Origin of the sequence: Bacillus sp. RC51, from assembly GCF_044908115.1 — a bacterium.
Classification (GTDB): domain Bacteria; phylum Bacillota; class Bacilli; order Bacillales; family Bacillaceae_G; genus Bacillus_A; species Bacillus_A mycoides.
Window position 1 is genome coordinate 1 of the sequence record NZ_JBIYCW010000032.1, and the last position, 9,711, is coordinate 9,711.

7 protein-coding genes and 4 pseudogenes are annotated in these 9,711 nt (G+C 34.1%); 7 read left to right on the forward strand and 4 right to left on the reverse strand.

The window, feature by feature from the left end; genetic code table 11:
- Positions 1–92: 92 nt before the first annotated feature.
- Positions 93–338 (forward strand): annotated as a pseudogene (locus tag ABH959_RS29240) (transposase); the annotation flags it as partial.
- Positions 339–941: 603 nt separating this feature from the next.
- On the opposite strand, the gene ABH959_RS29245 reads toward ABH959_RS29240, so the two are convergent.
- The gene (locus ABH959_RS29245) at positions 942–1,754 is read right to left on the reverse strand and encodes a MerR family transcriptional regulator (RefSeq protein WP_000440177.1); all 813 of its coding nucleotides are present in this window, start codon (positions 1,752–1,754) and stop codon (positions 942–944) included.
- 84 nt (positions 1,755–1,838) lie between these two features.
- On the opposite strand from ABH959_RS29245, the gene ABH959_RS29250 reads away from it, so the two are divergent.
- The 3 genes from ABH959_RS29250 to ABH959_RS29260 all read left to right on the forward strand — a co-directional run bounded on the left by ABH959_RS29250 (position 1,839) and on the right by ABH959_RS29260 (position 5,482).
- Positions 1,839–3,011 (forward strand): MDR family MFS transporter, encoded by a 1,173-nt coding sequence (locus tag ABH959_RS29250; protein ID WP_000384374.1) that lies wholly within the window; start codon positions 1,839–1,841, stop codon positions 3,009–3,011.
- A 128-nt stretch (positions 3,012–3,139) separates the two neighbouring features.
- The gene (locus tag ABH959_RS29255) at positions 3,140–4,570 is read left to right on the forward strand and encodes an IS4 family transposase (protein WP_404493555.1); all 1,431 of its coding nucleotides are present in this window, start codon (positions 3,140–3,142) and stop codon (positions 4,568–4,570) included.
- A 468-nt stretch (positions 4,571–5,038) separates the two neighbouring features.
- Positions 5,039–5,482 carry a DUF5065 family protein gene (locus ABH959_RS29260; protein WP_151304161.1) on the forward strand — a complete coding sequence of 148 codons (444 nt, stop codon included), beginning with the start codon at positions 5,039–5,041 and terminating at the stop codon, positions 5,480–5,482.
- A gap of 219 nt (positions 5,483–5,701) precedes the next feature.
- On the opposite strand, the gene ABH959_RS29265 is transcribed toward ABH959_RS29260, so the two are convergent.
- Positions 5,702–5,998 carry a metalloregulator ArsR/SmtB family transcription factor gene (locus tag ABH959_RS29265; protein WP_002068911.1) on the reverse strand — a complete coding sequence of 99 codons (297 nt, stop codon included), beginning with the start codon at positions 5,996–5,998 and terminating at the stop codon, positions 5,702–5,704.
- 204 nt (positions 5,999–6,202) lie between these two features.
- Here ABH959_RS29265 and ABH959_RS29270 point away from each other — a divergent pair, with 204 nt between their 5' ends.
- Positions 6,203–6,412: a hypothetical protein gene (locus ABH959_RS29270; protein ID WP_404493557.1), complete on the forward strand. Its 210-nt coding sequence runs from the start codon at positions 6,203–6,205 to the stop codon at positions 6,410–6,412.
- Between the two features lie 270 nt (positions 6,413–6,682).
- Positions 6,683–6,793, forward strand: coding sequence for a YjcZ family sporulation protein (locus ABH959_RS29275; protein ID WP_111917635.1), 111 nt, complete (start codon positions 6,683–6,685; stop codon positions 6,791–6,793).
- Positions 6,794–6,815: 22 nt separating this feature from the next.
- On the opposite strand, the pseudogene ABH959_RS29280 reads toward ABH959_RS29275, so the two are convergent.
- Positions 6,816–7,247 (reverse strand): annotated as a pseudogene (locus ABH959_RS29280) (DUF6998 domain-containing protein); the annotation flags it as partial.
- Between the two features lie 19 nt (positions 7,248–7,266).
- A pseudogene (locus ABH959_RS29285) lies at positions 7,267–7,406 on the reverse strand (IS6 family transposase); the annotation flags it as partial.
- 1,691 nt (positions 7,407–9,097) lie between these two features.
- On the opposite strand from ABH959_RS29285, the pseudogene ABH959_RS29290 reads away from it, so the two are divergent.
- A pseudogene (locus tag ABH959_RS29290) lies at positions 9,098–9,606 on the forward strand (DUF6944 family repetitive protein).
- Positions 9,607–9,711 lie beyond the last annotated feature (105 nt).

Consider the following 9,711-nt stretch of genomic DNA (forward strand, 5'->3'; position numbering starts at 1 on the left):
TAGATTTTGAATAGAGGAAATAAAAAAAGCCGCCCAATTATGATGTGCACCCCAATTGTTAGACACGAAAGACAATTGGAGGTGTACTTTTTATGGTTAAATTTTCACCAGAGGAAAAAGTAGAGGTGGTAAGAAGGTATTTAGATGGCAATGATGGAGTGAAAAGACTTGCGAGATCTATAAAGGTTCATCCAAGTGTAATCCAACAGTGGGTTAAGCAATATAAAGCAGTAGGTGAAAAAGCTTTTGAAAAATGCCATACAAGCTATTCCCTTCAGTATAAACTGGATGTACTTAATTATATGGATAAACAAGGGACATCTATTAGGGGTACCGCCACATCGCTATCAAGCTAACAAAACTAAATTTCCTTAAAATGAAAAAATACGCTATTCTTTCTGTAGAATCATAGGAAAGGATGGCATTTTTTACTCTTGAGGGCAGTTAATATTTTTAAGTTGATGGGCATGTGGTGCTACCCCATGCCCATCAAGCTAATATTTTATAGTACCCCCAGAACCAAATTTTTATCTCTCTACAGTTATTTATGTGAATTCAACTCGATTTTTTGTTTTGTGGGATAATTAGTTTTTTAACTTGATGGCGATAGGGAAAATGCTTTTCGTGTAAGCGTCAAATATTCCCCACCTACTATTTTTATTGTATATTTTAGAGTTACTTGATGTTTACTCTATTCGGGGTACCGCCACATCACCATCAAGCTAAGAAAAGCAAATACCCGAAAATGAGAAAATTGACGTCTCCAGATTAAAACGTACAATTTTCTCGTTTTGGGGGTATTTTAAAATTTCAACTTGATGATGGGGTATGCCCTACTAAACATAAAGTTCGATTCTCTTTTTATCACTTTTTTTAAAAGTACTCGCTGCAATTGTTTTTCCTATTTTTGATTTTTACTAAACAAAGATAACATTATAGCTTTAACTCTTTAAACACTTTGTTACCTGTATACTAATTTTAGTAAGATATTCCTCCTTATTATTAGTTCTTAATGGATTGTAGAAGTAATCTTCATAGGCATTTCCTTCAATAACATAGCCCTCTGATTTGATAAATTCCGTGATATTGTGGTATGCGGATTCAATATCTTTATAAGATCCTTGGTGATAATATATGACATAAATTCCTCCTGGTTTTGATTGACCTGTTTCTAAATCACTATAACAAAATAAGTGATCTACCTCCTCATATCTTTCTTGAATCAGGCTCTCTCTTGTTATCACAGATCCAATAGGAGCAGGAACAAACAAGCCTATTTGCTTGCTAAAATGTTTTACCCAATCGAAATCGGTCATGCTATTTTTCGAATTTACATCGCTTAAGAAAATAGATTTTTTCTGTGTCTTTTGGATATAAACCTTCCCAACTTCAACGTTTTTTCTTTCTTCTTCCATTGAAATAATACCCTTAAAGAAACGACGAATTTGAATTAATTTCTCAATTTCTTCTTCCACCAGAACTGTCTGCTGTTTTGCCATTTCAACAAGTTTGTAAGTGTTGGGAGAATTAAGATATTCTTTTAGTTCCTCAATCGAAACTCCCACTTTCCGAAGAGATTGGAGTGTTGAGAATGTATTAATTTGATCGTAGGTATAATATCGATAACCATTGGGAAGTTTACCGGCAGGTTTAAAAAGATTGATTCTATCATAATAAAACAAGGTGTCTTTTTTCACCCCAAAATAACTAGCAAATTCTCCTGTACTTAAGGTTTTAAGGTTTTTTCTCTCCAAGTTAAAAACTCCTCTTGACTATAGACTAACTCCACACTTCATACTAGCATAAGCAAACGCATGTTAATACAGGAGGTTTTTATTATGGATTATTTTCACCCCCTCGTCTGGCAGCTGCTCGGTGGTACGACCTTCGCCCGCACAGCTAGCTTTATGACGATACCATTTTTAGCACTTTATTTACAAAATGATTTACATGCCTCACCAATTATGATTGGTTTAGCAGTCGGTATTTCACAATTGACTGCGACATTTGGTGGCTTCTTCGGTGGTTTCTTTACTGACCGGTTTGGCCGAAAAAAAATTATCATCATATCGATGTTCTGTTGGAGTATAGTCTTTTATGGCTTTGCATTCGCAAACTCTGTTTGGATATTCGTTCTATGCAATGCTCTCAACGGTATCTGTCGTGCATTTTTTGAACCAGCTTCACAAGCTTTGATGATTGACTATACTGACGAAGATAGGCGTCGTCGCCTATTTTCAATTCGATATACTGCCATCAATTTATCAGCTGTGATCGGCCTTTTGCTCGGTATTGTCATTTCAAAAGCATCATCAATAAGTTTTCCATTCCTTATTACTGCAACGATGTACTTATTGTATGCGATTTTCTTAGTCATCACTTTACGACGTATAGAGGAGCAGAATACGGTCAATGTTACGCAAGATATTGGCGACTTGATGCGTGTTCTTTTACAAGATAGCACACTTATGTTGCTCATTATTGCGAGTGTTATTTGCAATTTCGTATATATGCAAACAGAGGCAACAATGCCACAATTGCTTAATTTAACTATGGCAGACGGAGTAGCATTATATTCAGTTCTAATTGTGATTAATGCTGCAACAATCGTAATTCTTCAATTGCCACTCGGCATTTTAAGCGAAAAAGTAGCAATCAAAACAAGTCTTATTTTCGGGGGCGGACTATTAGCACTTGGTATGTTAATCTTCCACTTCGCTGATAATTGGACACTTTTTATTGTCGGTATGGTTGTGTTCTCACTTGGTGAAATTTTTGTTTTCCCAATGACGAGTGCTATAGTCGAAATGATTGCACCCGCGCATCAAAAAGCAACATATCTTGGTTTTATGCAATTTCAAAACTTAGGTGGCTTCTTAGGCCCAGTGCTTGGTGGCTGGTTGATTATCCATTTTGCACCACAATTGTATTTGGTGATGGTTAGCCTATGCTTAGTAGTTATTATTTGCTACATAGCAGCTTTACGTGGCAAATCATTTCGAATGTCTTAATACAAATAAAAACTGTGACTACATGAGGTACGGTCACATTACCATAAAGCTAAGGTTTCACACTATTCATTAAGCAAAAAAGACGTTATTCTTACTGTAGAATTATAGGAAAGGATGGCGTTTTTTGTATGTCTAATTCTGTATCTGACGACTTACAATTATTTGCACAGGAGATAAAGAGTCTTTTATCCCCAAATACCTTACAGAATCTAGCTAGAGATGTTGGATTTGTACAGCGAACAAGTAAGTATCAAGCACAAGAGTTAGTAGCTTTATGCGTATGGCTAAGCCAAAGTGTAGCAAAAACTTCCTTAACCCAGTTATGTAGTTGTTTAGAAGTATCAACAGAAGTACTCATCAGTCCTGAAGGACTAAATCAAAGATTTAACGCCGCAGCCGTCCAGTTTCTACAACAAGTTTTAGCCAAACTTCTAAACCAAAAGTTATCTTCAGCTAAGCTAATTTCTTCTCCATATACTTCTATTTTCAAGCGTATTCGTATCTTAGATTCAACTGCATTTCAACTCCCGGATGTATTTTCATCGGTTTATCCAGGTGCAGGAGGATGCAGCCATACAGCTGGGATAAAAATTCAGCTTGAGTATGATTTGTTAAGCGGACAGTTCCTACATATTCATACAGGTCCAGGTAAACAACATGATCGCACTTACGGCTCTCTGTGTGCCCCAACTGTGGCAGCGAATGATTTATGTATCCGAGATTTAGGTTATTTTCATTTAAAAGACCTTCAATATATACAAGATCAAGAGGCCTACTATATTTCTCGTATCAAGTCGAATACACGTATTTATCAAAAAAATCCTAACCCTGATTATTTTCAAGATGGAAGAATTAAGAAAGGTACAGAGTATATACAGTTAGATATGGAGACGGTAATGAACTCCCTTCAGCCAGGACAAACATGGGAAATAGCTAATGCTTATGTAGGAATGATTGATAAAGTGTCAGCTCGTGTAATTGTCCATCGATTAACAAAACAACAGCAACAAAAACGATTACAAGATCAAGCTGTAAGAGAAAAAAAGAAAGGAATGAAGTATTCTCCTCGTAGTAAACGACTCAGTGGTATCAATGTATATATGACAAACACTTCTACAGATATTGTCCCGATGGGACAGGTACATGACTGGTATTCTTTGCGTTGGCAAATCGAAATTTTATTTAAAACGTGGAAGTCATTCTTTCAAATCCATCATTGTAAAAAGATAAAATCAGAACGATTGGAGTGCCATTTATATGGCCAATTGATTGCCATTCTACTCTGTTCTTCTATCATGTTTCAAATGCGCCAATTGCTCCTCATGAAGAAAAAACCAGAGCTTAGTGAGTATAAAGCCATATATATGATTAAAGACTATTTTCTTCTTCTATTCCAAACTATACAAAAAAACACCCAAGAGCTATCAAAGGTGTTACTCCGCCTGTTCAATCTCCTACAGCAAAACGGGCGGAAATTTCATCGATATGAGAAAAAAACGGTCTTTGATATATTAGGTGTCGTTTACAATTGTACCATGTCTGATAATCAAGCCGCTTAATTCAAAAAAGTGAAACCCGTTAGGGTTTATTTCGTATGCAAATCTTTCAATCACCTACACTTGCCCTTTAGAAAAAGAAACAATCTCGCCTAAAATTGACTTTGCATAAGCTTAGCTTGATAGCGATGTGGTAGAACCCCTAATATATAAAAAATAAGTCCTAACAATAATGTAATATTTCAACTTAAATTTCTACATTTTTTTACAAAATCACACAAAATATGGTCATCAGATGAAATCTGAGAGTTTCTTTTCATGAGAAATAATAAGATAATATTCGGATAGGAGTCCAATACATATTATTAAAATTCAGATGGTTCAAGTCGGAGGAAGGCACCTTAGGGTGTCTTTTTTATGTTTATGGATTTGTTTAGAAAATATTTGAAATATAATACAATAAATTATATTATTATGTGTGTATGACTTCTGATTTTTAATATTTCTGAAAATTAATAAGGGGAAACAATAATGAAATTAGGAAAATTAGTATTAATTGGGGCGTTAACATTTAGCGGGTTTACTGCAATAGAAATGATTAAGCCTACCTCACAAGTTACTGCAGCTTACTCAGATCCATTTAATGATGATTGGGGATTTAAAACCATTGTGGATCTGGAAAGTTCCGTGGAAAGTACATATCAACCTGATTGGAAAATTGGGGATTTAATAACTGGTGATACATTTTACTTAACACAGCACTTTGGTAGAGAACATTTTGGTGCGCAAATGAAAATTTTTAAAGTCCACACAAATGGTACCCTAGAACGATTCCAAACAATAGAACCAGAATTTCTTCCTGGAACAGAAATTTGGCAAACTCCTATCACAGATAGCTATACAAGTGGTACTTATGTAGCTGCAATTAAATATCGTGGTGAATTCACGTATTCAAATCAATTTACAATCAATTAAGGATGTAATAAATTAGAAACAGGCACTCAAAAGAGGGCTTTTATTATTTCTCAATAACCGAAATTATTTAACGTGGTAAAATAATAATTGGATTGGCATCCGATACCATATTACAATACGATGGTTCAAGTCGCAGGAAGGCACCCTAGGGTGTCTTTTTTATTTGTTATTGTTTCAATTATAAAGTGCTTAAATTCAAAAAAAGACATCAAATAAAACTTAATATAATAATCCTAATAAATCGATAATATCAATAATTTTCTTATCTTCTATTCTACAATAAAGCCTTGTACCCTTGCGCTCACTAATTACAATATTACCTATAGTTAGTTTGCGTAAGTGTTGTAAAATCATAGGTTCCGAAATATGCGTCGCAGCACTCAACTGAGAAACTGTTAAAGTCCCACTTACAACCAATTCACGTACAATTAATAAACGACTTAAACTACCTAATAACTCTAAGATTTCAGCACCACTTACATAATAATTAGAATCCATGTTGAAATCACCAGACATACTATTCATCTCCCTAATATCAATATGAATATTGAATATTTTAACATAAAAATGAAAATTAACCTCCTAATAATTTCTATTGAAATGTAAAAATTTAAAGTTTGGGTGGTTTAAGTGAGAGGAAGGTACCTTAAAGTGTCATTTTTTAGTGGACAAAACAATATAAATTATATTATAAAGATAAAAGAATTAATAGAAAGATAAGTGGATATCATAATTAATTTTGAACCGTTTAACCCAGCTATAAATGCCATAGCAATCAAACTTGCTATGGTACTGTTTATACCGTTATTCTTAGCATTGCTTGTCAAAGTGATACTTATGAAATTTATGAAAGAATTGATTGCTGGCAGACTAGCATATCTATCTTGTTTATTTTTTATGTACTATGTAATTAAATTTGTTACAGAGTAGAAAGGCACATTAGGGTCTCTTTTGTTTTATGTAATAATGCATAGAATATTAAATTTAATAGATATTATGATATACTCTCAAGGTGTGATACATAATTTCTTTAAATTAGAAAACTAAACCTTATCTACCCAATTGTGGGGGACGCCTTATGGCGTCTTTTTTTTAGGACCTGCTTAATTCAGGCATAAAAACATAAGGTAAAGTGAACCCGTTAAAATACATGGAATGAACTCTAGTTTCACCCTCTTATCTAAAGGAGGAACTATTGTTATGGGCTATGGTGGTAGTTGCGGCGAAGGCTGCGGTTTTGGTGGCGGATTTGCTTTACTCGTTGTATTCTTTATACTATTAATCATTATCGGATGCAGTTGCTTCTGCTAAAAAAATATAGGAAAAGACACTCTTAAAGGAGTGTCTTTTCTATTCTCTTTAAAGAGCTTATATTGACCTCGTAATTATTCCCATATGGTCTAAGCGATGGAATTTCTTCCTTTGGCCCGTAAAATAATAGTTTCAAATCATCATCTTTGTACTGAACTACGAAGAAATCATCGAATTGGTAGAATGTATTTTGATTGATCGTGATAAAACCTTTTCCTTGGGCAGTTGTTTTAACACTTATTCTTCTCCCATCTTTGATGAAATCATATCCATGCTGATTAGTCACTTTGGATAGCTCGTCATTCGTATAAAGAACACAAAAGAATTCACCTAGACGACCTATAAGATGTATTAATTCGGTTGCTTTCCATCCAAGGACATTTATTTCATATCGTAAAACTTCAAAATATGATTCATATAACTTTTGGATTTGCGAGATTCCTATAGCACTTTTACCATTGTAAGGAATAAGTTATCCATTGACCTTTTACTTTTATATAGGTTTCATCGACTCTCCAAGAGTCATTTGTTTGAGGTGACGACGGATTCGTTTGTCCAATTCAGGACCATACTGATGAACCCAACGCATAATCGTTGTATGAAAAATAAATAAAAGAACCCGTTAATCATAAACGGATTCTTTCCACAAGATTCACAAGGAATACAAGGTAACTGGTCCAGAGAAACCTATGAAATTCCATGTGATATTACTATATGTAAAGTGGATAAAACGGTTAATGGAAATTAAACAAAATTCCTATTTAACAACAAATAAAAAGAGCACATTTTTATATGCACTCTTAGTAAGATAGGTGAATGTCTCATGAGATATAAAAAATTCAAAAAATCGTAATCAGATTTTCATGAGTGAATTTTTTATATTGTATTTGTTACTTGGAGTTATTGAGCCTGTCACTATAAAAATAAAGAGCGCTTTTTAAGGCGCCCTATGACCAAGACTCATATCGAAAAGCCTATCATGATTAATGTATGTGCAGTTTTTTAATAAAATCCTTATTTGAACGTAAAAAGCCCTAGAGGGGACTAGGGTCTTTTACATAATAAATCTTTCTGTTTTTAAAAGGACTTACTGAAGATAACACATGAATGTTTCATAAATGTATCAAAAAAATGAACAAAATCTTTATTTCATAACAAGCGAAAAAGAGCACACATATAAGTATGCTCTTTGACAAGAAAGGTAGATTTCTATGAGTGGAAAGTCTCCATACAATAACATATGCTTGTCCAGTTAAAAGGCGAAAAAATTTAACAAAATCGTTATTTAGTAGCAAATGAAAAGAGCACACTAATAAGTATGCTCCTTGAAAGGTAGATTGCTATGCTTGGAAGGTCTCCATACAATAACATATGCTTGTCTAGTTTAAGTGTGAAAGGCTTTTAACCAAAAAGCTATTTAAATAAAAGAACCCCCGTTTGTCTGCAGGGATTCTAAGGGTAATCGTCAAGTAATGACGTACTCGACTAATTAACCATATCATGAATTTTTTTGGTAAAAATAGTGGTAAATGTGTCCAAATGAATGGGGCATTATTTTGGACACATTTACCACTATTTGATTTCAAATGAAAAACAGCTAGCAAAAGCTAACTGCTCAGTCTTGAAGGAAGTCTCGATTAGTAAGGTTACACACAAGAGATTTCCGGCTGTTTAACAGCCTATCTGTAGTATTGACGGAATATTAAGTTTTATTCAGGGGAGATTATATTTTACAAATTAGATTATGATAGTCGATATTCTCCATATTGACCAGAAAAGAACCAAAAATTCTATTGAAATTCCAAGTCTTCTTTTCCTAGTTTTTTGAAATTCTTTTATTAAATAGCCAACAGCACTAATTGCTATAAGAATGAAAAGAATAAGTTCTAGTGTAACTGGCATTTGATCTACTCCTAATCTTTTAATTTAATTCGGTATATAACGATTATAAGATATTTTTGTGGTTAGTGGTGAAAAATTAAACAAAACCATCTCTTTACGAAAAAAGGTCCTGTTGTCTCCAACAGAACCTCTCCTAAAATGGCAAAGAGTAACTCTTACCTTACTCTTTGTTCATATACTACAGGAGTTTTAATGAAAATCCAAGGCTCCTTATATTGAGAAATAAAGAAGAATCATTCTAACTGCTCATCTCCAAGGGGGAACAAGGAGAAAAATCTAATGTCATCTATATTATTGACGTAATATTTAGTTTTATTAAAGGGGAGAGAAGTAGGATATTAACATGGATATGCGCAAATTCATATCCTGTAAGTAATAAATTAATGACGGGGTAGATTGAGAATGGATGATCCGATTAAGGAGATAGCTAGCGCTTGGTTTGTTGCAGTAGGGACAATTATTGCTGCGATTGGGAGTACACCTTTAAAAAGATTGAACAGCGAATTAAGCAAAGACTTGAACATATGGGGGAATGTATTACAGGCAACGGGGAACGGTCTGGAAGCTGATGGACAAGGAGAAATATCCCTTGAATTGATTGGGAACGAAATCCAATCAATTGGTAATATAACGGTTCTAACAGGACTCATTATAGACTTTGAAGATGAAACACAAAAAAATTAGTAATTGTAGGGAATTGGATACAAGCATTAGGTGGTGTTACATCAATAGGTGGGATATAGGAATTGAAAGCTAGTCGGGATAAAGTGGAGGAAATTTCGGAAGGTGATGAGGAGGATGGACAACTTATAGTGATTACGGGGAGTTGGGTCCAAGCAGTCGGTTCAGTAGTTTCATTAATTGGTCAAATAAGAGAAGAAAGCCAAGAGATAGAAGAAAATAATTCATAGAGAACTTAATAAAATAATCCTTTGTGCGACACGTTTCCTCATAAGTGTGCAAACACGAAGTAGGAGGGTTATTAATTTGATAACAACAACTGTTTGACTGAAAGT

What these genes read in the sequence shown, in the direction of transcription:
- ABH959_RS29260 (WP_151304161.1), top strand. Translation starts at nt 5,039, where the DNA reads ATGAAATTAGGAAAATTAGTATTAATTGGGGCGTTAACATTTAGCGGG.
- ABH959_RS29255 (WP_404493555.1), top strand. Translation starts at nt 3,140, where the DNA reads ATGTCTAATTCTGTATCTGACGACTTACAATTATTTGCACAGGAGATA.
- ABH959_RS29275 (WP_111917635.1), top strand. Translation starts at nt 6,683, where the DNA reads ATGGGCTATGGTGGTAGTTGCGGCGAAGGCTGCGGTTTTGGTGGCGGA.
- ABH959_RS29265 (WP_002068911.1), bottom strand. Translation starts at nt 5,998, where the DNA reads ATGTCTGGTGATTTCAACATGGATTCTAATTATTATGTAAGTGGTGCT.
- ABH959_RS29250 (WP_000384374.1), top strand. Translation starts at nt 1,839, where the DNA reads ATGGATTATTTTCACCCCCTCGTCTGGCAGCTGCTCGGTGGTACGACC.